The sequence below is a fragment of the Iningainema tapete BLCC-T55 genome (assembly GCF_014698965.1).
Classification (GTDB): domain Bacteria; phylum Cyanobacteriota; class Cyanobacteriia; order Cyanobacteriales; family Nostocaceae; genus Iningainema; species Iningainema tapete.
In genome coordinates this window covers 38,631-62,550 of sequence record NZ_JACXAE010000086.1, presented here as the reverse complement: position 1 = coordinate 62,550, position 23,920 = coordinate 38,631, and the positions used below count along the sequence as shown (strand labels likewise).

27 protein-coding genes and 1 pseudogene are annotated in these 23,920 nt (G+C 41.8%); 7 read left to right on the top strand and 21 right to left on the bottom strand.

The window, feature by feature from the left end:
• The first annotated feature begins 24 nt into the window (after window positions 1–24).
• Window positions 25–387 carry a hypothetical protein gene (locus ICL16_RS28310; RefSeq protein ID WP_190834840.1) on the top strand — a complete coding sequence of 121 codons (363 nt, stop codon included), beginning with the start codon at window positions 25–27 and terminating at the stop codon, window positions 385–387.
• Between the two features lie 102 nt (window positions 388–489).
• Here ICL16_RS28310 and ICL16_RS28305 read toward each other — a convergent pair whose 3' ends face one another.
• Window positions 490–927 carry a peroxiredoxin gene (locus tag ICL16_RS28305; protein ID WP_190834838.1) on the bottom strand — a complete coding sequence of 146 codons (438 nt, stop codon included), beginning with the start codon at window positions 925–927 and terminating at the stop codon, window positions 490–492.
• A gap of 126 nt (window positions 928–1,053) precedes the next feature.
• Here ICL16_RS28305 and ICL16_RS28300 point away from each other — a divergent pair, with 126 nt between their 5' ends.
• The 3 genes from ICL16_RS28300 (at window position 1,054) to ICL16_RS28290 (ending at window position 3,298) form a co-directional block, all read left to right on the top strand.
• Window positions 1,054–1,458, top strand: coding sequence for an Npun_F0494 family protein (locus ICL16_RS28300; RefSeq protein WP_190834836.1), 405 nt, complete (start codon window positions 1,054–1,056; stop codon window positions 1,456–1,458).
• 107 nt (window positions 1,459–1,565) lie between these two features.
• Window positions 1,566–3,047, top strand: a complete 1,482-nt coding sequence (gene cobQ, locus ICL16_RS28295) for a cobyric acid synthase CobQ (protein ID WP_190834834.1) — start codon at window positions 1,566–1,568, stop codon at window positions 3,045–3,047.
• Window positions 3,048–3,058: 11 nt separating this feature from the next.
• Complete coding sequence (locus ICL16_RS28290) at window positions 3,059–3,298, top strand: 2Fe-2S iron-sulfur cluster-binding protein (protein WP_190834832.1); 240 nt, start codon at window positions 3,059–3,061, stop codon at window positions 3,296–3,298.
• A gap of 192 nt (window positions 3,299–3,490) precedes the next feature.
• Here ICL16_RS28290 and ICL16_RS28285 read toward each other — a convergent pair whose 3' ends face one another.
• The 6 genes and pseudogenes from ICL16_RS28285 to ICL16_RS28265 form a co-directional block, all read right to left on the bottom strand.
• On the bottom strand, window positions 3,491–3,925 hold the full coding sequence (locus ICL16_RS28285) for a type II toxin-antitoxin system VapC family toxin (RefSeq protein ID WP_190834830.1): 435 nt from the start codon (window positions 3,923–3,925) through the stop codon (window positions 3,491–3,493).
• Window positions 3,922–4,176, bottom strand: a complete 255-nt coding sequence (locus ICL16_RS28280) for a hypothetical protein (protein WP_190835191.1) — start codon at window positions 4,174–4,176, stop codon at window positions 3,922–3,924. Before ICL16_RS28280 ends, ICL16_RS28285 begins: the two co-directional genes overlap by 4 nt.
• A gap of 118 nt (window positions 4,177–4,294) precedes the next feature.
• Entirely contained in the window at window positions 4,295–6,313 is a 2,019-nt protein-coding gene (locus tag ICL16_RS28275; RefSeq protein WP_238361010.1) for a WD40 repeat domain-containing protein, read from the bottom strand.
• A 288-nt stretch (window positions 6,314–6,601) separates the two neighbouring features.
• Window positions 6,602–6,820, bottom strand: a pseudogene (locus ICL16_RS46090) (DUF4277 domain-containing protein); the annotation flags it as partial.
• Between the two features lie 194 nt (window positions 6,821–7,014).
• Window positions 7,015–7,176 carry a hypothetical protein gene (locus ICL16_RS28270; protein WP_190834825.1) on the bottom strand — a complete coding sequence of 54 codons (162 nt, stop codon included), beginning with the start codon at window positions 7,174–7,176 and terminating at the stop codon, window positions 7,015–7,017.
• 236 nt (window positions 7,177–7,412) lie between these two features.
• Window positions 7,413–8,045: a type I restriction endonuclease gene (locus tag ICL16_RS28265; RefSeq protein WP_190834823.1), complete on the bottom strand. Its 633-nt coding sequence runs from the start codon at window positions 8,043–8,045 to the stop codon at window positions 7,413–7,415.
• Between the two features lie 214 nt (window positions 8,046–8,259).
• Here ICL16_RS28265 and ICL16_RS28260 point away from each other — a divergent pair, with 214 nt between their 5' ends.
• Complete coding sequence (locus ICL16_RS28260) at window positions 8,260–9,384, top strand: alpha/beta fold hydrolase (protein WP_202895760.1); 1,125 nt, start codon at window positions 8,260–8,262, stop codon at window positions 9,382–9,384.
• Between the two features lie 2 nt (window positions 9,385–9,386).
• Here ICL16_RS28260 and ICL16_RS28255 read toward each other — a convergent pair whose 3' ends face one another.
• From ICL16_RS28255 to ICL16_RS28195, 13 genes are all read right to left on the bottom strand, one after another.
• Window positions 9,387–9,644: a hypothetical protein gene (locus tag ICL16_RS28255; protein ID WP_190834821.1), complete on the bottom strand. Its 258-nt coding sequence runs from the start codon at window positions 9,642–9,644 to the stop codon at window positions 9,387–9,389.
• Window positions 9,645–9,803: 159 nt separating this feature from the next.
• Window positions 9,804–11,411 (bottom strand): phosphodiester glycosidase family protein, encoded by a 1,608-nt coding sequence (locus ICL16_RS28250; protein WP_190834818.1) that lies wholly within the window; start codon window positions 11,409–11,411, stop codon window positions 9,804–9,806.
• 277 nt (window positions 11,412–11,688) lie between these two features.
• Window positions 11,689–12,384, bottom strand: coding sequence for a pentapeptide repeat-containing protein (locus tag ICL16_RS28245; RefSeq protein ID WP_190834816.1), 696 nt, complete (start codon window positions 12,382–12,384; stop codon window positions 11,689–11,691).
• Window positions 12,385–12,397: 13 nt separating this feature from the next.
• Complete coding sequence (locus ICL16_RS28240) at window positions 12,398–13,039, bottom strand: beta-carboxysome protein CcmP (RefSeq protein ID WP_190834814.1); 642 nt, start codon at window positions 13,037–13,039, stop codon at window positions 12,398–12,400.
• 78 nt (window positions 13,040–13,117) lie between these two features.
• Window positions 13,118–13,417 (bottom strand): PIN domain-containing protein, encoded by a 300-nt coding sequence (locus ICL16_RS28235; RefSeq protein WP_238360988.1) that lies wholly within the window; start codon window positions 13,415–13,417, stop codon window positions 13,118–13,120.
• A gap of 8 nt (window positions 13,418–13,425) precedes the next feature.
• Window positions 13,426–13,686, bottom strand: coding sequence for a hypothetical protein (locus ICL16_RS28230; protein WP_190834812.1), 261 nt, complete (start codon window positions 13,684–13,686; stop codon window positions 13,426–13,428).
• A gap of 46 nt (window positions 13,687–13,732) precedes the next feature.
• A complete protein-coding gene (locus ICL16_RS28225) occupies window positions 13,733–14,500 on the bottom strand; it encodes a hypothetical protein (protein ID WP_190834810.1) in 768 nt (255 codons plus the stop codon).
• A gap of 113 nt (window positions 14,501–14,613) precedes the next feature.
• Entirely contained in the window at window positions 14,614–15,030 is a 417-nt protein-coding gene (locus ICL16_RS28220) for a response regulator (RefSeq protein WP_238360987.1), read from the bottom strand.
• Between the two features lie 155 nt (window positions 15,031–15,185).
• Complete coding sequence (locus tag ICL16_RS28215; RefSeq protein WP_190834806.1) at window positions 15,186–15,821, bottom strand: response regulator; 636 nt, start codon at window positions 15,819–15,821, stop codon at window positions 15,186–15,188.
• A complete protein-coding gene (locus tag ICL16_RS28210) occupies window positions 15,818–17,455 on the bottom strand; it encodes a sensor histidine kinase (RefSeq protein ID WP_190834804.1) in 1,638 nt (545 codons plus the stop codon). Before ICL16_RS28210 ends, ICL16_RS28215 begins: the two co-directional genes overlap by 4 nt.
• Window positions 17,456–18,255: 800 nt before the next feature.
• Window positions 18,256–18,492, bottom strand: coding sequence for a hypothetical protein (locus ICL16_RS28205; RefSeq protein ID WP_190834803.1), 237 nt, complete (start codon window positions 18,490–18,492; stop codon window positions 18,256–18,258).
• A 247-nt stretch (window positions 18,493–18,739) separates the two neighbouring features.
• Window positions 18,740–18,934, bottom strand: a complete 195-nt coding sequence (locus ICL16_RS28200; RefSeq protein WP_190834801.1) for a DUF2795 domain-containing protein — start codon at window positions 18,932–18,934, stop codon at window positions 18,740–18,742.
• A gap of 190 nt (window positions 18,935–19,124) precedes the next feature.
• Window positions 19,125–19,733 carry a hypothetical protein gene (locus tag ICL16_RS28195; RefSeq protein ID WP_190834799.1) on the bottom strand — a complete coding sequence of 203 codons (609 nt, stop codon included), beginning with the start codon at window positions 19,731–19,733 and terminating at the stop codon, window positions 19,125–19,127.
• A gap of 154 nt (window positions 19,734–19,887) precedes the next feature.
• Between ICL16_RS28195 and ICL16_RS28190 the strand changes: the two genes are divergently transcribed.
• Window positions 19,888–21,474 (top strand): alkaline phosphatase D family protein, encoded by a 1,587-nt coding sequence (locus ICL16_RS28190; protein ID WP_190834797.1) that lies wholly within the window; start codon window positions 19,888–19,890, stop codon window positions 21,472–21,474.
• A gap of 78 nt (window positions 21,475–21,552) precedes the next feature.
• A complete protein-coding gene (locus tag ICL16_RS28185; RefSeq protein ID WP_190834795.1) occupies window positions 21,553–22,338 on the top strand; it encodes a PhnD/SsuA/transferrin family substrate-binding protein in 786 nt (261 codons plus the stop codon).
• A 25-nt stretch (window positions 22,339–22,363) separates the two neighbouring features.
• On the opposite strand, the gene ICL16_RS28180 is transcribed toward ICL16_RS28185, so the two are convergent.
• Window positions 22,364–23,908, bottom strand: coding sequence for a sensor histidine kinase (locus ICL16_RS28180; protein WP_190834792.1), 1,545 nt, complete (start codon window positions 23,906–23,908; stop codon window positions 22,364–22,366).
• Window positions 23,909–23,920: the final 12 nt, after the last annotated feature.

Sequence of the window (23,920 nt, the reverse complement as noted above, 5' to 3'; positions counted from 1 at the left end):
TACCAGGAGAAAGAGGAAAAATTTATGAAAATACCGATTAAGCAACTCTTTGTTGTTACCATAGCAGGCATTGGTGCTTCCCTGTTCGTGCCTCAACCTAGTTTGGCTCAACCTACTAATGGGATTAACCAGCAAAACTATGAGTCGCCAAATAGAATCGATCCTTTTGCTCAGGGTGTTGAACCAAATAATTTCAACCCTTTTCAGTTACTGCATAATGCTAATCTTTTCAATCAAGGAAATAATAGCATGAGCAACGAAGAACTTAACAGCGCAATTTCTGATTATCAAAGAAAACTACAAGAGCGCTTTTCTAACCAACAACCAACAACTCCTAACTCTCAGAGAATTACTCCTGGTGTAATTACACCCCAATCGGGTAAATGAAGGAAGTTGGGGAGTGGGCTGTAGCACAGAGCTAATAGCTAATGGCTAATAGCAATGAACAATTAGCCATTAGCTATTAACTATTCCCTCACTCCCCCTCTTCTACAATCCCAGTGCAGCTAAAATATCGCTAGCATGGCTAGAGGTATTTACAGCAGAGTCAACGTGGATAATTTTACCGTTACCATCAATTACGTAGGTAACGCGCTTGGCATAACCACCACCATCAACATCGTAAGCTTTAATCAAGCTTTGATCGGTGTCAGCTAGTAGTGGAAAATTGAGATTGTATTTTTGAGTAAATGCTTGGTGAGCGGCTTCATCATCAGCACTAACTCCGAGTACAACAACATCTTTATTTTTGTAATCATTACTAGCATCGCGGAAACTACAAGCTTGCTTGGTGCAGCCTGGAGTATCGTCTTTGGGGTAGAAATACAAAACTACGGTTTTCCCTTTGAAATCAGATAAGGAAACAGTGTTGCCATTGGTATCTTTGGTGGAAAATGCAGGTGCATCTGTACCAACTGTTAGAGCCATAATTAACCTTTGCGATTGAATAATTGATGCCTTAGAGATTTTACAATAATTTACAATAAATACACGGATTACTAGTAGTTGACTGTTACGTGTCAACTGTGAAACGAAAATTTACCGAAATACGAAATGTCTACTGTAAATTCCCCAAGCCAGAAACAGCTTTCCTACCCAAGTAAGACACAACAAAGAGCAAAGCTCAGCTTAATTTGTTCCCCCTTCAATCAATGTTTGTTTGAGGTGATGCGCAATGAAAGAGTAGCTTTAAGTGAAATTGCTGGTAAATTAGGTGTTGAAAATGGCTATACTAAACACCAGTTGTCGGAATTAGCAGCCGATAATGCTTTGGTGTGGTTAATTAATGTGGGTGTATTGCGACGAGAAGTTGATGGGCAGGGAATTACAGATAGTTTTCGGCTGACTCCGTTGGGGCGCTTGGTACTGGAAAAATTCCAGTCTCAACCTTGGGGTAATCCCTCATGGCGCGATCGCTTATACCATAGTGTAATTCGTTGGTTGAGGATACCATTTTAAAATAGAACAAAAAAACGTTATAAGTTTAGAGTAAAAGGGAACAATAAGTACAGAAAATACAACGACCTATATAAAATCTTTACCATAGCCATTCGACACAGTTAATCATGAAAGCAATTATGGTAGTGGGAACAACATCCCACGCGGGGAAATCACTGTTAACAGCAGCTATTTGTCGCATTCTATCGCGACGAGGTTGGCGAGTGGCTCCTTTTAAAGGTCAAAACATGGCTCTGAATGCTTATGTCACCGCTACAGGAGGAGAAATTGGTTATGCTCAAGCGGTACAAGCTTGGGCAGCTGGAGTTGTTCCTTGGGTAGAAATGAACCCAATTTTATTAAAACCTCAAGGTGATATGACTTCACAGGTAATTATTAAAGGCAAGCCTGTAGGTAAAGTAAGTGCTACAGATTACTACGAGCAATATATTGAATTGGGGTGGCGAGCAATTGAGGAATCGCTACAGCATTTGGGAACAGAATATGATTTAATCGTTTGTGAAGGAGCCGGTAGTCCTGCGGAAATTAACATTAAGCACCGTGATTTAACGAACATGCGAGTGGCAAAATATTTGAATGCGCCAACTCTTCTAGTCGTTGATATTGATCGAGGTGGTGCTTTTGCCCATATAGTCGGAACCCTAGAGTTACTAGAACCAGAAGAACGCGCCTTAGTTCGCGGTGTAGTAATTAATAAGTTCCGAGGACAGCGATCGCTCTTAGAACCAGGGATAAAATGGTTAGAAGAACGCACTGGTATTCCCGTGGTTGGTGTAATTCCTTACATAGAACATTTATTTCCAGCGGAAGATTCTTTGGATCTACTGGAACGTAATAACGGGCAGAAATTGCAATCAGAACTTAATATTAGCGTTATCCGCTTACCCAGGATTTCTAATTTTACTGACTTTGACCCGTTAGAATCAGAACCAACAGTAGGAGTAAGATACTTAAATCCTAAGCAAGATTTAGGACATCCAGATGCAGTAATTATCCCAGGGACAAAGACAACCATACCTGACTTGCTACTACTACAAAAAAGTGGCATGGCAGAAGCGATTCAAAATTATGCAGCGGCTGGTGGTACAGTATTGGGTATCTGTGGTGGCTACCAAATACTGGGTCAAATGATCGCAGATCCAGAAGGGATAGAAGGACAAGCAGGTAGATATCAAGGATTAGGGTTATTACCGATTAAAACTGTGATTACAGGACAAAAAGTTGCCCGTCAACGCCAAGTGACATCGAATTTTCCCCAAATGGGTTTACCAGTAACAGGGTTTGAAATTCACCAAGGGCGATCGCGCACAGAAACCCAAGGAGTAGATCCTCAATCCTACCAACCTTTGTTTGACGACGTGAATTTAGGGTTAGTAGATGGTTGCTTATCGGTTTGGGGTACGTACCTCCACGGTATATTTGATAATGGTCCTTGGCGACGCGCTTGGTTAAATCGTCTACGTCAACAACGCGGTTTAAAATCCTTACCTACTGGTGTCTCAAATTACCGAGAACAAAGGGAGCAAGTTTTAGACTCCTTAGCAATAGAGGTGGAACGCCATTTAGATTTAACACCATTTTTGTCTTGAGGTTAGTTGTCATGACTATTCGCGTCCACTTTTTACCAGATGATATTACAGTTGAAGCCACAGTGGGAGAACCATTGCTAGATGTAGCAGATCGAGCTGGCGTGTTTATTCCCACTGGTTGTTTAATGGGGTCATGTCACGCTTGTACTGTGGAAGTTGAGGATGGAGATCCGATCCGTGCTTGCATTACCTCAGTACCACCAGGGCGCGAAGAGTTGATAATTAATCTATTTAGCGATCCAACTTGGTAATAGGCAATAGCTAAGGAATGATAATTAAATAACTTACGTAGGTTGGGGAGCGTAAGCTCCATCCGGGTTTCCCGACAGAGGCGTCTGGCGTTTGAGGAACGAAACCCAACAAAACCAACCAATACGCTGCTAATTGCTAATGGTTAATTGCAATTAGCGATTAGCGATTAGCAACGCTTACACATCAGCTTCTTAAGGTTGTATTGTCCAGTCTTCAAATATCAAAGCAGGCACTTGAGCAAAATCACGCTGGTTGCGCGTAACTAAAATAGAATTGTTGGCAAGCACTATACTAGCGATGCGCAAATCTTGTGTACCAATACGTATTTTTTGACTGCGGAATTCTGTATACAGAGAATAAGCATTCTGGTCGAATTTGAGAATGTTGAGACTCTTAAAATCTTCCAACGTATTCCATAGTTTCATATAAGCTGACACTAGTTTGTCAACTTGGGAAGACTCGGAAGCTTGCCTGATAACATTAAACCTACCGCGTATTAATTCTTCCGCTGTGATGATAGTAATTGCAAGATTGTCAGGATTTATAGTCTGAATACGTGTTGTAACAACTGGGTGATTTCGTTGCCAAAGCGAGAAGTGATCTGTATCAAGTATGTAACGAATCATCTGGCTTGAGCTTCGGCATCAAGTTCACGACGATATTCTTGTATGTATGCCAATACCTCATCGTAGTCTGGATCATCTTGATACTTGCCAGCAAGCCGTATCCAAGGATTATCTGTTGCGTAGGGATGAAGATTTTCCTGATGCTGCTTGTCCAGTATTCGCTGGTGAAGTTGATCAAATAATAAGGCTTGGTCTTCTTGTGACAGTGCCTCAATTAATTTAATAATTCTTTGAATAGATTGAGTATTCATAAGTGTCTTTTTAATTTCGCTGTTACTAATTATAAATGATTATAGTCATGCTGGTGTAGCGAGCGCCTATTTTTTAAAGGCATCGCTGACTCACTTTCGCCGCTCTTGAAAAGATTCCTCATTTTACATCATTACAAACTTGACGCTTTGGGTCATCTGGTTTCATACCATTGTTAGGGTTTTTCAGGTAGTCTTGCGCCCAAGAACAACCGCCTTTTAACAAATTTTTCAGATTTAAATTCCAATTAGATAAAACTACAGTTCCATCTGTACTAGCAGAAGCAATTGTTTGCCCATCTTTACTCATATTAACATCAGTAACTCCTGCACTATGTCTGTTTCTGGTGTCCATTAATTTGCCATCATGACGCCGCCAAAGCTTGATGCTTTTATCATCGCTGGCAGAGATGATTGTTTTCCCATCAGTACTGAAATTAACATCGGTAACCCCAGCACTATGCCCTTTAAGAGTATTAATCAATTTACTCTCTTTGACGTGCCAAATTTTCACAGTTGTGTCGGAACTGGCAGAAGCAATAATATTACCATCTCGACTGAAAGTGATATCATTAATCCCGGCAGTATGTCCTTTGAGAGTAGCATTCAACTTGCCATCAGTTACGCGCCAGAGTTTGATGGTGTTGTCCCAACTGACAGAAGCAAGAATTTTGCCATCAGGACTGAAACTTACATCACTCACCTCAGCGTTGTGTCCAATCAGAGTCCTAATCAACTTACCATCACTAACGCGCCAAATTTTAACTGTTTTGTCCTTACTTGCAGAAGCGATAATTTTTCCACCATTGGGATTGAAAATCACACCATTTACCCCACCAGTATGCTCTTCAAAAGTTCTGATGAGTTTTCGATCGCCATAATTCCAAAGTTTGATGGTTTTGTCTTCACTGGCAGAAATGAAGGTGTTTCCATCAGGACTAAAATCAACATCAGTAACACCAGCAGTATGCCCCTTGATGGTATCAATCAAGCTACCATCACGTTTCCAAACCTTAATAGTTTTATCTTCACTAGCAGAAACAATATTCTGTCCTTCCTTGCTAAAACTAAGATCCCAAACAGGAGCTTTATGCCCTATGCTGTATTTCAGCATCCAAAGTTTAACAGTTTTGTCGGCACTGACAGAAGCAAGCAACCCCCCTTGTCTCCCCTTATTAAGGGAGGTTGGGGGGTTAGGACTAAAACTAACTTGCAAAACTTCATTGCCATGTCCAGTAAGAGTACTCATCAAACTACCATCCCGTCGCCAGAGTTTAATAGTATTGTCACCACTAGCTGTGGCGATTGTTTGTCTATCGGGGCTGAAACTAACGCTATGAACTTTATACCTGTGTCCGATTAGGTTGGCGATTAATTTGCCGTTTCGATCCCAAAGTTTAACAGTATTATCTTCGCTAGCAGAAGCGATCGCTTGTCCATCGCCGCTGAAACTAACAGCATACACCCGATCTCCATGCCCCGTAAGGGTAGTAATCAAACTACCATTACGCCGCCAAAGTTTAACAGTTTTGTCAGCACTTGCCGAAGCGATTGTTTGTCCATCTGGACTAAAGCTGACAGATTGAACCTCATCACCATGTCCAGAAAAAGTAGCAATTAATCTACCATCTAACTGCCAAAGTTTAACAGTTTTGTCGGCACTGGCAGAAGCAATTATTTGTCCATCAGGGCTAAAACTGATACTATTTACTTTATCTTGATGTCCGGTGATTGTAGTAATTAAACTGCCATCTAAGCGCCAGAGTTTGATAGTTTTGTCAGCACCTGCAGAAGCGATTAACCCCCCAGGCGAAGGGGGGTTTGGGCTAAAGCTGACAGCTTGAACTTCATCAGTATGACCCTTAATGGTGGTAATTAAGCTACCGTTGAGATGCCAAAGTTTGACAGTTTTATCAGCACTGGCAGTCGCAATTTTCTGCCCATCTGGACTAAAACTAACGCTATTAACTTTATCGCCATGCCCATGCAAGCGATTTTTCTCTTTTTCTCTGTCAACCACCTGTTGTAATGCTTTTAACACCTGTATGCTAGTGTCACCTTCTGCTTTGCCTGAGTGTTGCAATTTTTCTAGTTCTTTACCTACCCCCAAGCTTTTTATCAACCCATCAAGTTCCAACATCTCGCTAGCAGTCTTACTATCTGCAATCAGTTTGAAATTTTCTGACTGCTGTTGGGCTTTATTCCACTGAATAAAAGCAAAAATAGCTGCAGCACTTACAAGTGCGATCGCAACATAGCCGAACAAATTCATAATTTGGGCTATTTTGCGTGCTTTGGCTTGTTCTTCAGCACGATATTCGGCAAGTTGACGTGCCTTTTCTTCAGCTCTACGTCTTGCTTCTGACTCTTGTGCAAGTTGGCGTGCGGCTTCTAGTTCTCGCTTTCGGCGGTTTTCCTCTTCAAGGCGCAGATGCTCCGTTGCTTTACCTCTAAAGAACTGATGAAATAAATACAATGGCGCTGTTAAAAATCCCATACAATTGAGAATCATCGCTTTGACAACCTGACCCGCACTCACGTGTTCTAGCGGATGGATGCCGATTAAGTTATCAATTTTTTCCACAATGCCAATTTCATCCACTATCCCCGCAACAATGCCTAGATGGTCAATATCTTGGGTTTGAATTTCTGGTAGTTCCACAGCGAGTTAGTCCATAATGGTGCGGCGTTGTGTTACAAGAACACAGATTCTAGACGGAATGGCTCACTACCAACGAAGGGTGAAAGCCTCTCATCGTTAACGATCGCTCTTTGAAAAAATCGCCCGTGTTCTTTACATCCATCAGGGGTGTTCGCCCGTGAACAGCTTTCAAAGAGTCGTCAATTTATTATCCCGCACGGTGCAGAATCTGAAAATACCATTACTCGACCTGCCAACCTGCGGAATGTCGGTTCAATCGAATACTGCTGAACTTCCAGAACAATCTCTAACAGTTGTTGATCGATCGCATCCATATGGTGTTCGTTTTTTCGTAACGTCATCGCTAATCGCGCATGTAGTTGCGTACAAGAGCGCAACTACAAACCCACCTGACGAATCAAACCCAACAATTATCTACCCATAATTTAACCCCCTGTGTTTCTAGCCTTCTAAAAGGAAGATCTCTACACAAGGGGGCATCTTATGCAAAACTTTATAATTATTTACATTTCTGTAGAGACGCGAAATTTCGCGTCTCTACAAAGTTCATATGTATCGCTATTAACATGAAATTGTATTACTTGCTAATTATCAATTGCCCTAAACGCTTTAACACACTTAAAACCCCATATAAATCATTCCCAGGATTGAAAATATCGAACATTTTCGACATTGCGTATTGGGGAAACTGATTTTTTACTAATTTGAAAAATCGGAAATTTGCGCCATTCGTTAGTAGCCCAAAAGCAGGTTTATCTGGGTGAGGATTTGCCAGCATATAAGCTAGTAACTGCGCTCTTCCTGCATCTAAAGAGAAAGATGCCTGCTTGCATTCAATCACTGCTACCCAGAGTTGTTCAGATACAACCAAAACATCTATATCTCCTTTGACTATGACTCCTTCATCTTCAGCAGAAATTTCCACCGACTTTTCTGATTTGATATGAAAGGGAGGTAGATAAAAGTTGGCTAACTCTAATAACTGAGATAGTACCACCATTTTGACAGTATTTTCGAGCAAGGGAGGGTACTCAAGTAAATTAGAATAACTTGCCTTAGCTCGGTCAAGTCGCTGCTTTTCTAAATCATTAATTTCTGGCAAGTTATCCTGCCACTCTCGGAAAAATTGCTTATCTTCAACTAGCTGGAGTCCAAATTTTGTTTTTAAGTCATGCAGGGTGACGTTTCTCGCTTGGATTGTTTGAACCATGATGTACTTTCCAGTTAACGTAAATCAAAGTAGGATGCGCTATTGCACAAGTATATGTATTAATTATAACAAAAAAACTAAATGCAGCCCCTACGCACCATCATGCTAGCAGTGCTAATAAACGATAATGTGCTTTAACGTTTTAAATTAGCTCTAATACCAATATGATTTTAGAAGACAACGCACAAAACATCCTATCGTCAGGTTTAAGCTTATGTTCATGCCTTTTAATTTCCTGCTTTTATGGCTAGTTAAATTGCTATCCATCGGCATACTTGGTACAGGAATATACATTCTCTACAAGTGGTATGAAGGGGAACTTGTGGGAATGTCCTACTTTGTGATTGGAGCAGCGATGGTTGTGTGGTCTTTTGGCGGTCGTTTTATCAGTCTACCACTGCTGCGTCGTCCGGGAATTGACGAACCCAAGTTTACCCGTACTGGAACTATGCAGCGTTTGCCAAGACCTGACGGTAGTGTACTGCAAGTAGAGTTTTATGGACCAGAGGATGGTCAACCTATTATCATGTCACACGGTTGGGGACCGAACAGTACTGTGTGGTACTATGCTAAGAAGCAACTGAGTGATCGCTTCCGAATCATTGTTTGGGATTTACCAGGGCTAGGAAAATCTTCTCGACCAAAAAACAATGATTACTCTTTAGAAAAGTATGCTCGTGACTTGGAATCTGTTATTGCCATAGCTGGGGATAAACCTGTAATCTTGTTGGGACACAGCATCGGCGGCATGATTTCACTAACATTCTGTCGGTTATTTCCGCAACATTTGGGTAGTCGAGTCGCTAGCTTAATCCTTGTGGATACCACTTACACCAATCCAGTAAATACGTGTATCTTTAGTAATTTGGTCCGCGCTTTACAAAAGCCACTGCTCCAACCCTTATTATACCTAACTATCCTGCTATCACCTATCTTGTGGCTAGCGACATGGCTTTCTTATTTTAATGGTTTACTATACATTAATGTAGAACTATCGGGATTTACGGGTAATGAAACACGAGGTCAACTAGATTTCGCAGCTTTATTATCAGCTTTTGGTTCCCCTGGTGTTCTCGCTCGTGGCGCACTGGCAATGTTTAAATATGAGGAAACTAAAACACTTGCAAAGATTAACGTTCCGGTGTTGGTTGTCTGCGGTAATTCAGATATTGCGACTATTCCCCCAGCAAGCGATCGCATGAAAGCAGAATTACCAGAGTCTCAACTCGTGACTATAAAGCCAGGTGGACATATGGCGTTGATGGAGCAGAATCAGCAGTTTGCCCAAGCTGTTAGCACGTTTTGTCTACTTGCACGATCTGGAGGTAGCAAAAGTTAAAATTACTTTTCATTTGCTTCCAACCATTGTTGGATTAATAGCCTATAAATTGCTACTAGCTGTATGTATTTATTTATAGCATCCATGTGTGCCTCTAAAGCCTGTTCGTGCAATAGAGCTTTTTTGTCAGTATTTCTCCCCCCCCCCCAGTTAGTTTTATTTATTACATCTATTTTTTCTGCTGCCTCTGTATAGTGCTGTATAAATATATCGTATTGTTGAATGAAGCGCCTATAGTCGTGTGTAAAGTTTTTATCCATTGCTCCTGACCCATCAGTTAGTTACTCCATAAGATAATCATCTCCTGTTTTTCCCGTCGCCTGTCGAAAGAATTAGTCAAATGTTAACTTGAACTGTGATTATGGCTACTTTGCAACAAAACCGTAGAGACGCGAAATTTCGCGTCTCTACGTTAGCAACTAAGGCCGGATAATAATAGCATCGGCAATTGGACGCTCTCCGGTGGCATCCGAGGGACGATTAACTAACTGCTGGTTAATAGTTATGGTTGTGGAACCACCACCATCAAGGTTGACAGCATCCGTTGCTCCTAGCGATCGCATAATCTGAGCGCTTTCTGCAAAAGTTGCACCCACACTCCATCCTGGTTGACGCCCATCAACTGTTACCAAAAGTAGCTTTCCTCTAGCTGTAACTCCAGCAAGTGTACGAGGGTTGCGCCGCACGCCAAATCTGTAGTAAAACTCCGGATTCTCCTGCCATTGAAATCCTTCAGCAAAGGCAGTAATATCTATTTCTCGGTTACGCAGCAGACGAGGACCACCATTGATTACTCCCAAAGTCTGTTCTAATGGGAGTTCTTCGCCATTAGCTAAAACACGAGTATCTATGTCAATTTTTGCTCCTGGTTGTGCGTAAGTTTGTAGCCACTCAACAGCATCGCCTGTAGCGGATAACACTGAGCCATTTTCGGGTATTTGTCCTCCCCTAGCTTGTCGAAATTCAATTACATAACCTGATGCATCAAGTACAACTTCCGCTCCCTCTCCTGCTTCAGTAGTCTCCCCGAAATCTCTTGTAAACTGGATCAACTCGCTACTATCTGTACAAGTAAAGTCATGCTTAGGGTTTTCCGTAGGCAAATCACCACCTACACCACCACAACCACGAATTAATCCTGGTTTGCGATTCAATCCATCAATCTCCCGTGTTACCCCATCGCCTGTCTTTGCCGTAACAACGGATGTAAGCGCAGCTATACGAGCATTTCTACCAGATTTTGAAGGGAGGATTAAGCTTGTCCTACCATTCACTGCTTCGCTCACTAGTCTTTCATTAATGATAGAGATACCCGCGAGATCCCCTGGAGTGCCATCGGTAGCTCCAATCACAAAATATCCACCGTTGATTGCTGCTATTGCCTTGACTCGCGCTGCAAGTTGTGTTAATCGTTCATTACCAGGAATAATCTCAGTAGCTAAAGCAGAACTAAGTGTTCCTTGAAACTGTTCTGGATCTATTTCTAGTACATTTACTACCCACGGACCAGTTGTTTTTCCTCCATCCTCTCCTGTGTACACAACACGTATTCCGGTGTATCCAATAGCTGCAAGTTCGTTGCGTAAATCAGTAGCAAGAGCTTCTGTAGAAAAAGCGCCGACACGAACTAAATATCCCAGTGCACCCGATTCTGGATCATCCTGTGCGCGTTGCAAGATTGGCTGCACGCGAGGCTCGTATCCTTGAGATCTTAATGATTCAGCAACAGTTTCTGCTGCTGCTTGATTAGCTTGGAATGAGACATCAACAGTATAAACCTCACGCTCTGTTTGTCTACCCCTGACAATTACTGTATGAGTAACACCCCGTGCTATTTGATTTGATACTCGCGATTCAGTTAAATTAGATGAACCAAGAGGAAGTGAACGTGTGGGGCGATAGCTCGTCTGCTTTGTGTGTGAGTTAGCACTACCAACTAGCGGTTCGACTAGTGTTAACATGAAGGTAGAGGGAACAGCCAAGCACAAAGCTGTTATTTGAACCAAAAGATGGGCTTTCCAATTCATCACTTCCCCTGGTAATTAGATGAGAGGTAAAGTTTATTTCCAGCAGTAGAAACTATCAAAATCTATTGCTAAAAACATGCGTTAGCATCCTTAAGGTTAAGGGTTGATGTTTAATTACAAGTTATATGTGATTAAATATTTTGTTAAATTGCGCTTGTATCAAGCATAATAAATATCTCGCGGAAACTAATTAATGTGTCAATGATATATGCAATCGGTGTAGAGACGTTCCGCCGGAACGTCTCTACATTGTGTTTTGGAAATGTCTAACAGTATTCTAAAGGTTGACACCTTTGCGGTTAGCACCGTTAAAATTAGCACCTCCAAGGTTAGCTCCTGCCAAATTCGCTCCAGTGAGGTTAGCCCATCTCAAATCAGCAAAACTCAAGTCAGCTTCCTTCAGATTAGCTCGTAATAAGTACGCACCACTAAGGTGAGCTTTAGTTAAATTAGCTTTGTACAAATCAGTAATGTGAAGGTAAGCCCCCATTAATTCTGCCTCGTACAAGTTGGCGTTACTCAAATCAGCCCCAATTAAGTTCGCGGCAATGAGATTAGCAAAACTCATGTTGGCACGATGAAGCATTGCTTTACCTAAATCAGCATCTCTCAAATTAGCTGCTGTCAGGTTAGTACCAATTAAGTTAGTATCAGCGATCGCTGCTTCTTTGAGATTAGCCTCGCTCAAATCAGAGCCAATCAGATTAGCATGACATAAATTTGCTTGTGTAAGTGTAGCACCGCTCAAATTAGCAACACTGAAATTAGCACCGCTCAAATTAGCTTCAATCAAGTTTGCTCTACTAAGATTAGCACCACTGAAGTCAGCACTGCTAAGGTTAAAGCCTTTGAGGTTATAACCTTCCAGGTCGGCTGTGCTAAAATCTGGTTCAATGTGGGGATTTTTGTTTCTCCACTCCAGCCATGTAGCTGCACCTGCTTTAAGTAAAGCCAGATGTTCAAGATTTGCCATTATATTTCCTTTACTATTCCTTTTTTACACTCAAAGGATTTACACGCCCAGCTACACTTTCTATTGCTGTTAACGCTCCTTTTGCACCAGCAAGAATATCTCGTTCTTGCCCACCTAAGTAAAGTCGTCCAAAACTACCTACAGCTTGAACCTCAAGAATATTAATCAAAGCAGCTTTTTCCGCTTCATTAGCAGCCAAGGCAGCATAAGCGGCGGGTTCAATTTCTAATACATATAGGGTTTGCCCAGCTAGTAGTAGCTGCCCCTTACGTGTACGATTAATCAATTGTGTTTGGTAAGCATCAATATTACGTATAATCTGGCTAGAAACAACACGCGGTTTGAGGCATTGATCTTTTTCTACTCCTAAAGCTGCCAAAATTGCCTCACCTGCCGAGCGCGTTTCGCCCTGGGAGCTAGAATGTACTTCTAATAAACCGTACAGTCGTTCTACTACCTGTACTCCTGGGCGCACAGAAGCAGCTTTGAGAGCCACATCGGTAATTCGATTAATTTCTATACCCGGAGAAATTTCTATCCACAGCGATGTATCCCCTGGTAATGGTAAGAAACCTTGGGCTACCGCTCCCATGTATGCCGCATGTTGAGGTTGCAAGTTGTCGAGAAATACGTAACTGCGTAGTTCTATTCCCAAGGTAAGGCTCTCCTGTAATAAGGGGAAAATTCTATTGCAATAATATTATGCAATCTTACCTTGTCGCTCTACTAACTTCTAAGATCGCCAATTATCGAGCTTTAAGCTGTAACCCAATGCTTGAATTCGTTGATAGTGTGATAAATTACCACTAACTAATGTCAAATTTTGTTGAATGGCAATCGCCGCAATCATCGCATCAGCTAGTCCAATCGGTTGCCCAATGCGTTGTAAATCCGCATATATACGTCCTGCTAACTCGGCGTCACTGAGTTCCAAAGTTAACACTTGTGCATCTGAAATTTCAGCAAGTCGAAGCTCTAGCTGCAACAAGTTGATTAATGCCCTTAAGAATCTCAGAAAAAATAACCGTATCAAGTAATGCTCTATCCAAAACGTTGATTTAATGGGTGTGCTGCTCTATCTTTCATTACTTCTTCTAGCATTTGATCCACTGATTTAGGATCATCAGCAAATAGTCCTAGTAAACGATCTTTTGGCGGTTCTGTCAGTGCCAGTGGTTGTGTCGCTGCTAGTTGATCAATAGCATACGTAATCAATTGCGATAAGTCACTATGGTGGGATTTTGCCAACCATCTTGCTTTCTCTAAGGTTTTATCATCAAGTTGCAGTTCTATTTTTTCCATTAGGAGTAAATATTATAGCAATTTTGGGTTTCTATAATTATAATATTCATCCAGGAAAAAATTCTTGCAAAAGCGGATAGAGTCTAAATGCAATATTCTCAAACTCTTGTCTATATACTAATTGAGTATTCATGTCAGGCGATCGCAGCGTACTCCAATGTAAGTCGCCTTGTGACAGGTAAACTAGTAGGTATTGTTCTCCACACCATCTTGTGTGGATAGCTAAGCACTTGGCTCTAGAGCGAAAATCTACATTGAAAAAGATTGATTCTTGTTGAGCAAATATTTCTGTTTCTCTTTCTAAGTTTTTTTCGCCACAGTAATTAAGGCAAAGAGAGTTTTCTCGATTTTTTCTGTAATTTAAACTGAAATTAAACTGAGTAAAAATCTGCTCTGCTACTGCGGTTGCCGCATTTTCAAACTCATGATATGTAGAGAATTCAAAAACTTCACCTTGATAAAATTCCGGTAAAATTACCGAGAAGTTTCTTGCTAACAATTCAAGTTTTTCTCCAATATCAGTCGGTTTTGGGATCGCCAATCCACTTTGGTCGTACCAAGCATAATTACTTTTATTTATATAGTTTAAATGTACTATTACGGTATGTGAGTGTCCAGAAATAATTAGATTTCTTGTTCTAATATTAAATTTAATTCTAAAATTATTTGCAAAATGAGTAGAACTTTTAAAAGTAATAGTTATGTTGCCATTACCCATTTCTTTAAAAAGTACTTGAAACTGAGTTTTTGGGAAAACTTGTGCTGTAATTTCACTAGCAACTGATTTAAAATCGCTAATTAGTAATAGGTTCATATTTTTTTCTTAAATAAAATCAATATTTTCTTTTTCTGAGCTTAAATTTTTCTCGTACTGGGTAAATTTTACATTACAAGTTAAAAAAGATGGGAATATATTTTATTATCTTTTCAAAATTTGTGATTATGATTTGAATAGATGTTCAGTAATAAAGGCTTTAACATAATAGCTATTTCCGATTTGGGGATAAAGCTATCTGCACCGACAGCGACAGATGTAGCATGGTATTCGCGGCTATCATTTGAAGATAAAATGACGATATATGGTGGTTTGGGCTGTGCCTTAATCAGGCGTGTTGCTTCCCAACCATTCATTATCGGCATAGCTATATCCATGAGTACCACATCGGGATGCGATCGCTGCACTTCCTCTACCGCATCTTCGCCAGAAAGAACACACCCAACAATCGAAAGTCGCTCATCCATAGATAAAAAGCGGCTAACAGACAAGAGAAATACGGGGCTGTCATCCACTAAAAGAATGCTCAGAGGAGACATAGACTTATTAGTAGATGCTAAGCAACGCATTTGATTGCCTCCCGACAAATCAAATTTGTATTCATAGCTGATTGTGAGAATTAGCAGTGGGATTAACCTTATTTATAGATTATGCTAACTCCCGATGAAAATTCAATCAGGAAAACCCTGAGTTTTGAGGACAAAAGTAGTGGCTTGCGTATTCTTCAATCATTGAGAATCACCAACCCCATGCGAATGGCATAGCGCACTAAACCTGGTACATCATAAATATTTAGTCGTTTCATAAGTTGCATTCGATGAGTTTCAACAGTTTTCACACTAATAAAAAGCAACTGGGCAATCTCTTTTGTTGTTCGTCCTTGAGCAATCAACTGCAAAATTTCACGCTGGCGTGATGTTAATTGTACCTCTGTTTGCAAATCGCTCCTACAATGAGAAACTGCTGGACTGAGATAAGTTTCACCTTGAAAGCTAGATCTAATTGCCAGTTCAAGTTCACTTACATCTGCATCCTTAAGGACATAACTAATTGCACCATTGCGTAATGCCAGCGCAACATATTCCTCGTTAGCGTGCATAGAAAGCATAATCACCCGCACATGAGGAAATTCCTTCACTACACACTCTGTTGCCTCCAAGCCATTCATATCTGGCATCGCAATATCCATCAGTACCACATCGGGCTGATCATCTGCAATCAATTGTAAAGCCTCACGCCCATCACCAGCTTCTGCAACCACTTGTATACCCTGAATATTTTTTAAAATAGCACGCAGTCCAGCACGAAGGAGGGTATGATTGTCGGCTAGTAAAACGCGAATTAAAGGGGTTGTTGTCATTTTGTCACCGCATCTAGACTAGCTGTTTCCATAGGAAACCACGCATGAATCTTAGTACCGTGTTGCTGCCTAGATTCAATGTTAATATTACCACAAGCCAGCAAAACACGCTCTTCCATTCCCAACAAACCTAAACTTCCACCTCGTGTAGCTCTTTCTCGTGCCGCATCTACATCAAACCCAACGCCATCATCTCGGATCTCTAGATGTAATAGAGTCTCACTCTGCCACAATTCAATAGTTACTCGTTGTGCTTTAGCATGTCGCACTACATTTGTCAATGCTTCTTGAACAACGCGAAAGCAGGTGGTTTGCAAATTTGGCAATAGCTTAGTATCTATTTGCTCGGCTACAAATTCTCCAATGATTCCAGCGCGTTGAGTTTGACGATCTACATACCAACGCAGCGCAGGGATTAGTCCCAAGTCATCTAGTAGTGAGGGGCGCAAATCGAGTGAGAGGCTGCGTACTTGCTGGAGAGCAATTTCCACAATGCCAATACTTTCCTGTAATAATGATGGCAGATTACTGGAAGTAGATAAATAGGGTAAGGTTTGCAAATTGATTTTCACTGCCGTCAATGCTTGACCAATTTCATCATGTAATTCACGGGCAAGCTGACGCCGCTCAGCCTCCTGCGCTTCAATTAACTTGCTAGAAAGGGTTTGCAGTCGTTGTTGTAACTTTTGCTGTACTTTCTCTGCTTGCTTGCGCCAAGAGATCTCTTCCATAAATCCAATAAAATACTTTGGTTCGCCATTTGACTCACTCACAAGCGATACGGTAAGATTAATCCAGATTAAAGAACCATTTTTGTGGATGTATCGCTTCTCCATGGAGTAAGTTGGAATTTGACCTGCCAATAGTTGGCGAAAGTACTCTAAATCTGCATCAAGGTCATCGGGGTAGGTAATACTTTGAAAAGTTAGCGACTGTAATTCAGAAAGCGTATAACCAACAATTTCACAAAGCTTTTGGTTTACTAGTAGCCATCTGCCATCTGTATTCACATGCGCAATACCGATCGCTATAGAATTGAATGTGGCTCTAAATCGCTCCTCGCTCACCTTCAGTTCTGATGCCACTCGAGAGCGTTCGGCAATTTCTGTTTTCAATTCCTCATTAATGCGTGCTAGTTCTAAAGTCCGGTTTTTTACCCTTGTTTCCAACTGTTCATTAGCTAATTGCAGCGCCGACTCAGCGATTTTGCGCTGCGTAATTTGATACTGCAATTCTTGGTTTGCTTTCTCCAACTGTGCCGGACTAGGAAGCGCTAGTGCTTGAGGTACTAATGGTATTAGATTTAAGCTTGTATAAACAGAGACAATAGCTGTGACGGCTTTAAGCAACCCTGAAAGCCAATACGTTGGATGCCAAAGCGTCCAAATCTCCATTATATGGGTAGTACCACAGGCAACAATGAAGGAGCTAAACAGCAAAAATATCCAGTTAAAAGGCAAATCATGCCGCTGACGGACAAAATATACTAGCGTGATTGGGATTGAGTAATAAGCAAGCGCAATCAGTGAGTCAGATATGATATGTAGCCATACCAACTCTGATTGCCAAAGGTAGCAATGTCCGTGAGGGATAAACTGTTTACTGGTAAACAGGTTTGACCAGAATTCTAACATTTCAACTTGGATAATTTAACTACTGATTTCGGCGTTGCTGAATCAAGATATGAATTTCAAAATTCCCATTGATGTAGAGACGTTGCCTGCAAAGTCTCTACAGGGATTTTCAGGAAATCGAACCTCGTACTACAACCATAATTCATGTCAAATTTAGCAACGCCCTGATTTCCGTGTTACTGAATTAAATAATGAATTACGTTTAATCACAAATTTGTAATTTTCCCGAAAACTTCTACAGACACGATATGTCACGTCTTGATTTTCACAATCCATATATCAATTCAGCAAAACCCATTTTTAGACTTGCTTCCGAACTTTGTGAGTAACTAAATAGTATTTTTGCATAACTGGCTATAGACTGGTTATTTTTTGGGGATAAACAATAAAAAATATCTCTAAAGATAGACGATAGTTTTAATTAATTTCATTTTGTAAATTATATATATAGGTGCTGTCAAAATGAACTTATGCACAATTTTTTTGATTTTTTCGGTAGTCCCTCCAAGCTGTAGAGGGCGCAGCGACTCGCGACATTTTTAACCGACGATCTAGTACTTACCGCACGCGGATAGTTATCCTCTACGCGGAAGTGCCAAAGCCCTTGATTTACCATACCTTCACTTGTTCGGAAGGACTACTCGCCAGTTGGTTATTTTGTGGATAGCCAACGGACACCAGCGCCGCCCATGATTTGACTTGGAGCGAAGCGAGTTACTTATTATCCAACTTTTTGCTCCTAGTCATAATAGTAAGGGCGAACGACCGTTCGCCCTTACATAGCGCACCCTGTTGAAACTTTAAGCAATTACTTCGATGATTTGAGGACTGTTAACGCCGTTTACTCTAGCAATTTCCACTGCAGAAAATTGTGTGCCACTACCATCTGCGTCAAAGGACAAAATAGAACTATTGGGATCAAATGCAAAACGCTGGTTAGTATTAGTAAAGCTGCTGCCTAGTACGAATTGAGACTGTTGTAGAAGCCCAAGTCTACTACCTACACAACGATAAAGAGTCTTTTTTGAGACTATCACAGGTTCATGCAGCCAAAGAATTTAATGCATAATATCTTCCTGCTGTCAAGTTTTAGATGTAAGCCAACTTAAACACCTGCACCTGTAACTCATGCCAACGGCAAACTCCCGCGATAATCGTAAAGCAATTATCGCGCTTTTCATCTTAGTGAGGTACACTACCCCACCCAGCCCTCCCCGAGGATCGGGGAGGGTTCGGGTGGGGTGCCATTAACTTGCAATTTGCTGTATCGCGGTGAGTACTCAATTATTGAACATTGCCGACAGCTTCGCTCACAGCCGCTGACGTTTCATACTGTTGTGAAGGTATCTGTTTCAAAGTTCTTAGAACCCGCTCATCAACACCTTTTTGTTCAGCATACTTAATCAAGTCTTTTTTGCTGATTGGGTAGTTAACTTCGTTCAAGTTTTTCTGTAGCTGCACCGAGATCGCTCTAGCCATAATTACCCTCCTAAAGGTGTAATTTTGTGTACCACTAAGGGGAGTAGAAAACCAGTTAAGTAACAAAAAAGAATGTAGCTTTGTTGTCACGTATACTTTCTACCCACTTATGATGTCTATTTACATCATACTAATGGTAGATATTTTTTGGTCAAGTTGCGAGTATAAGTTCAAAAAAAGCCTTTTTCGTTTACGAGCGAATCCAAAGTGCTAGTCCACCACCACGCCCACGGGCTGCAATCAAGTCTTCTGTGACCAAAAAAAATGCAAAAAAGGGTTGTTTGGCGATCGCTTGATCATAAAAATCTTGAGCTTTCGCTTCACCTCCGCGTACCTGACCTTTGTATATTATACGACCAAAAAGACCAACTTGTATTTGGGTGAAGTCAAAAGCCAGTAAATTTTTCTTACCTAAGTATTGACACGGTCCGGTTAGTTTCAACAACATTCCTGCCAATTCCACCTGATTGCCAATTTCTCCTTTACCTGAAGCTTGTTTCAACTTTGCATCAAAGGAAATATAAATCTTTACCAACTTGGGTACATAAAAACCTTTACCCAAAATAATTCCCCCTCTTTCTCTCACTTTCTTTGTCCCAGTAGCAAAGCATAGCTGCCATTTACCGAGTAAAGATGCAAAGGGATATACCAACTTTTGTTGTTTAGCAGCTTTTTCTGCTTGTAGCAACGCATTCACTACCTCTGAAGCGAATGGGCGAGCGCTCATCTGTCCTTGAAACGTAGACGCAGCTTGTGTTAGTACATCAACAAATTCTGCCGTAGGTGTGGCTGGTGTCATATAGCACACTTGATTTAGGATTTGCTTTCTTATTCATGATTGTAACTTTTACCAAGACTTAACTTTAACTTTCCCTTAATGCCTATTTGGTGATGAATTGGTAAGTTCTTCTTGCACAAACGCAAACTATGTTCAAATCAAGGTACGAGTCAGTATGGAACGCAAGCATTTAGAGCGATTACTATCACGACGGAACTTTTTGCAAGGTGCTGGATTTTTAACTGGGTTAGCGATCGCTCAAACCGCACAAATAGCCAATGCCAGGACGAGAAAAATCAATCCTGCCCCAAGTTTTTCTGCTTATCCATTCAGTCTAGGTGTAGCCTCCGGAGATCCACTGCCAGATGGCGTTGTATTATGGACTAGACTGGCTCCCGATCCACTTAACGCAGGTGGGATGCCACAAGAAAATATTCTTGTCGAATGGCAGGTAGCTCTGGATGAAAACATGAGAAGAGTTGTACGCCGGGGGAAAGCGATCGCAACTCCAGAATTTGCCCACTCAGTACACGTTGATGTACGTGGACTACAGCCTAACCGCTGGTACTGGTATCAATTTAAAGTAGGTAGTGAAGTTAGCCCTATCGGGAGGACTCGTACAGCTTTTGGATTCAATACCTCCAGCCAACAACTAAACTTTGCTTTCGCCAACTGTCAAGACTGGCAAAACGGTTACTACACAGCTTATAAGCATTTAGCTGACGAAGAACTCGACCTCGTAGTTCACCTTGGTGATTATATTTACGAGTACGGACCAGAACCAGGTGGACCACGCCAACATAATAGTCCAGAAATTGTTACTTTAGAAGACTACCGTAACCGCCACGCTTTGTACAAAACCGACACGAATCTACAAGCAGCTCATGCAGCCTTCCCTTGGATAGTTACTTGGGACGATCATGAAGTTGAAAATAACTACGCCGGCTTAATTCCCGAAGAGAACCAAAGCCAAGAGGAGTTTGTAATTCGTAGAGCCAATGCTTACCAAGCTTACTACGAACACATGCCTCTGCGCCAATCTTCGCTACCCAACGGACCGAACTTACTACTTTATCGACGGTTCACTTTTGGTAACTTAGTTGAATTTAACGTACTAGATACTCGCCAGTACCGTACCGATCAACCATGCGATGATGGACTCAAGCCGCGCTGCGCTGAAGCCTTCGATCCAAATGCTACTTTGACTGGTTCCGAGCAGGAGCAGTGGCTATTACAGGGATTAGACAAATCATCTGCCCGTTGGAACGTAATTGCTCAACAGGTGATGTTTGCTGAATACGACTTTGATGCCACCCCAGAAACAGAAGTATTCAACATGGATCAGTGGGACGGGTACGTAGCGGCACGTAATCGAATCATAAACTTTTTAGACCAACGCAAACCATCTAACCCTGTGGTAATTACTGGCGACATTCATTCCAGTTGGGTACACGATTTAAAGGTTGACTTCAGTAACCCGAACTCAGCTACTGTCGGTACGGAGTTTGTCGGAACTTCAATTAGCTCTGACTTCCCTGCACAATTCATTCCCCCAGTTCAAGCAGCTTTGCGCGACAATCCCCACACTAAATTCTTCGACGGTGCATTCCGTGGCTACGTCCGCTGTAATATTAATAATGAGCGTTGGCAAAGTGACTACCGCGTTGTCTCAACCATCCGTGAGCCAAATGCCTCAATCAGCACCTTAGCTTCGTTTGTTGTGCAAAATGGGCAACCAGGCGCTCAACGTTTAAGCGATTAATTATCAACCACATTGTAGAGACAGTACTGTACGGTCTCTACATGAAAATCGCTAATCCTCGCTAATATATTAAGAATTATGTTAATTGGTTCAAAAAAATTGCAAGTTGTGTATTACCTAGCCCCTAATTGGTTTGGCTTTTACGAAGCAGTTTTGGCTTATCTAAATCGTGCATTAGGGATAGAAACACAGCTTCATTCGTGTGAATGTGATTCGTTAGAAGATCCCTTGCTATTACAAGATAAGTTAGACTTAGCATTCCTTTGTGGATTACCGCTGATTCGTTATTGTCAAGTTGTACCAAATCAATTGCAGACATTGGTTGCCCCGGTGATGGTTTCTCCACGCTATCAAAACCGTCCCATTTACTTTTCAGATGTAATTGTTAATGCAGCCAGCGATCTAAAAGTTTTTGCGGATTTGAAGGGTAAAACTTTTTGCTACAATGATTTAGGTTCAAATAGTGGCTATAATTTGCTGCGCGATCGCCTACTCCAATACGAACATCCGCAAAACTTTTTCAGCAAGGCGATCCAATCAGGAGCGCACCAACATTCAATTGACTGGGTTATGGATGGTTTAGCTGATTGTGCCGCAATTGATAGTGTTGTATTAGAACAAGAACTGCGCGACTTTCCTGAACTAGCTCAACATTTACGAGTAGTAGAAGTACTTGGTCCTTCACCTATGCCACCCATGGTTGCCGCCCAGCATCTCGGTACATCCTTGATTCACCAGCTTCAGTTGGCACTACTTCAGCCAGATGCAGAACTAAAAGCGGCAATGACACAAGTGGGAGTTCAACGTTTTGCCGCAGTAGAGTTGGAAGAGTACAAACCACTGCTGGAAATGTATGTCCGCTAAGGTAGGTAGCTTTGTGCTACCCATTTTAACCATAACTGGATTGTTTTGGTTCAACCAAGAGCGGCAGCTTGACTGTGAAAGTTGCTCCGCACCCAATTCCAGGGCTTTCGACCTCGACAGTTCCGCCATGTAGTTCTACCAACTGTCGCACAATCGCCAGTCCCAGTCCCAAACCGCTATGAGACTTGGTTGTAGAGCTATCTGCCTGACGGAAGCGGTCAAACACGTAGGGTAAAAAGTCAGCACTAATACCAATACCTGTGTCACTTACCTTAATAATCACAGATGAATCAACACGCTCTAGCTGAACTTCGATCAGTCCTTTTTCTGGGGTGAATTTAACCGCATTGGAGAGCAGATTCCATATCACTTGTTGCAAACGGTTTGGATCGCAGGGAAACATTTTGACTGATGCATTGAGCCTAGCTTCAAGTCGAATTGCTTTTGCTTGTGCTGCTGGGCGCATTGATTCAATTGCAGCCGCAGTAATTTCGATTAAGTTGTTTGGGTAAATGTTCAACCGCAGCTTGCCTTGTATAATCCGTGACATATCCAAAATGTCTTCAATCAGCTGCGTCTGATTTCTAGCATTGCGCTCAATGGTTTCCAGGGCACGACTAGCGGTGGCTGGATCAACCGTTCTGGAGCGGAGAACCCGCGCCCACCCCAAAATAGAATTAAGAGGAGTGCGTAGCTCATGGGAGAGGTTTGCCAAAAACTCATCTTTGAGACGGTTTGCTTCTGCTAGCTCCTGTGCCTGCTTTCGTAGCGCTTCTTCTGAGCGTTTATGCTCGGTGATGTCTCGTGCTGCGCCATAAATTCGTGTGACACGCCCTTGTGTTTCATCCCAAAGCGGATAAGCAAAGTTTTGCAGCCAACGTACTTCTCCACTTTTGGTGATGATGCGAAATTCACTTACATCAGTTTGACCGCAAAGCAGTTGCTTTTGGCGTTGCAACACGTCTGCCCTGTCATCTGGATTAATTATGCTTAGCTTGCCGTCAATATAATCTACTTCTTCAATGGTATACCCTGTAATGCGAGAAAAAGCTTCTGTGATCCACTCCCTGATCAGTGTGCCGTCAGCTTCAAGGCGGTAGGCGTAAGCAAGATCCGAAGTAAGTTCCGAAATGATGCGATACCGTTCCTCAGATATGCGTAATGCAAAAACAGCATCCGAATACTGCTTCTTGAGTTTGGCTTTCTCCAGACTTTCCTGAACTACAATAGGTAAGCGAGACAGTCGCCGTCCTTTGAGAATGTAATCGCTCAGCCCCATTTTCATCCCCTCGACTGCAATTTCCTCATTACCGCTACTGGTAAACATAATTACAGGACACGCAGGGAACCGGGACAATACCGCTCGTAGAACTTCTAAACCATTGCTCCAGTGGAGTTGGTAATCAGTAATGACTAGATCAAAATTTCCTGCCTCTAGCACCTGAGTCAACTGGCTGGCTTCGCCAACTTCCTGAATATGTAAATCAGAGAATACCTTTTGTAACTCATGGATAACGAGAAGGCGATCGTCCGAATTGTCATCGACCAGTAAAATGCGGATCATCTGCATCTATTAAACTCA

What these genes read in the sequence shown, in the direction of transcription:
- ICL16_RS28310 (WP_190834840.1), top strand. Translation starts at nt 25, where the DNA reads ATGAAAATACCGATTAAGCAACTCTTTGTTGTTACCATAGCAGGCATT.
- ICL16_RS28305 (WP_190834838.1), bottom strand. Translation starts at nt 927, where the DNA reads ATGGCTCTAACAGTTGGTACAGATGCACCTGCATTTTCCACCAAAGAT.
- ICL16_RS28300 (WP_190834836.1), top strand. Translation starts at nt 1,054, where the DNA reads ATGTCTACTGTAAATTCCCCAAGCCAGAAACAGCTTTCCTACCCAAGT.
- cobQ (WP_190834834.1), top strand. Translation starts at nt 1,566, where the DNA reads ATGAAAGCAATTATGGTAGTGGGAACAACATCCCACGCGGGGAAATCA.
- ICL16_RS28290 (WP_190834832.1), top strand. Translation starts at nt 3,059, where the DNA reads ATGACTATTCGCGTCCACTTTTTACCAGATGATATTACAGTTGAAGCC.
- ICL16_RS28285 (WP_190834830.1), bottom strand. Translation starts at nt 3,925, where the DNA reads ATGATTCGTTACATACTTGATACAGATCACTTCTCGCTTTGGCAACGA.
- ICL16_RS28280 (WP_190835191.1), bottom strand. Translation starts at nt 4,176, where the DNA reads ATGAATACTCAATCTATTCAAAGAATTATTAAATTAATTGAGGCACTG.
- ICL16_RS28275 (WP_238361010.1), bottom strand. Translation starts at nt 6,313, where the DNA reads ATGTTGGAACTTGATGGGTTGATAAAAAGCTTGGGGGTAGGTAAAGAA.
- ICL16_RS28270 (WP_190834825.1), bottom strand. Translation starts at nt 7,176, where the DNA reads ATGACGTTACGAAAAAACGAACACCATATGGATGCGATCGATCAACAA.
- ICL16_RS28265 (WP_190834823.1), bottom strand. Translation starts at nt 8,045, where the DNA reads ATGGTTCAAACAATCCAAGCGAGAAACGTCACCCTGCATGACTTAAAA.
- ICL16_RS28260 (WP_202895760.1), top strand. Translation starts at nt 8,260, where the DNA reads ATGTTCATGCCTTTTAATTTCCTGCTTTTATGGCTAGTTAAATTGCTA.
- ICL16_RS28255 (WP_190834821.1), bottom strand. Translation starts at nt 9,644, where the DNA reads ATGGATAAAAACTTTACACACGACTATAGGCGCTTCATTCAACAATAC.
- ICL16_RS28250 (WP_190834818.1), bottom strand. Translation starts at nt 11,411, where the DNA reads ATGAATTGGAAAGCCCATCTTTTGGTTCAAATAACAGCTTTGTGCTTG.
- ICL16_RS28245 (WP_190834816.1), bottom strand. Translation starts at nt 12,384, where the DNA reads ATGGCAAATCTTGAACATCTGGCTTTACTTAAAGCAGGTGCAGCTACA.
- ICL16_RS28230 (WP_190834812.1), bottom strand. Translation starts at nt 13,686, where the DNA reads ATGGAAAAAATAGAACTGCAACTTGATGATAAAACCTTAGAGAAAGCA.
- ICL16_RS28225 (WP_190834810.1), bottom strand. Translation starts at nt 14,500, where the DNA reads ATGAACCTATTACTAATTAGCGATTTTAAATCAGTTGCTAGTGAAATT.
- ICL16_RS28220 (WP_238360987.1), bottom strand. Translation starts at nt 15,030, where the DNA reads ATGCGTTGCTTAGCATCTACTAATAAGTCTATGTCTCCTCTGAGCATT.
- ICL16_RS28215 (WP_190834806.1), bottom strand. Translation starts at nt 15,821, where the DNA reads ATGACAACAACCCCTTTAATTCGCGTTTTACTAGCCGACAATCATACC.
- ICL16_RS28210 (WP_190834804.1), bottom strand. Translation starts at nt 17,455, where the DNA reads ATGTTAGAATTCTGGTCAAACCTGTTTACCAGTAAACAGTTTATCCCT.
- ICL16_RS28200 (WP_190834801.1), bottom strand. Translation starts at nt 18,934, where the DNA reads ATGGCTAGAGCGATCTCGGTGCAGCTACAGAAAAACTTGAACGAAGTT.
- ICL16_RS28195 (WP_190834799.1), bottom strand. Translation starts at nt 19,733, where the DNA reads ATGACACCAGCCACACCTACGGCAGAATTTGTTGATGTACTAACACAA.
- ICL16_RS28190 (WP_190834797.1), top strand. Translation starts at nt 19,888, where the DNA reads ATGGAACGCAAGCATTTAGAGCGATTACTATCACGACGGAACTTTTTG.
- ICL16_RS28185 (WP_190834795.1), top strand. Translation starts at nt 21,553, where the DNA reads ATGTTAATTGGTTCAAAAAAATTGCAAGTTGTGTATTACCTAGCCCCT.
- ICL16_RS28180 (WP_190834792.1), bottom strand. Translation starts at nt 23,908, where the DNA reads ATGCAGATGATCCGCATTTTACTGGTCGATGACAATTCGGACGATCGC.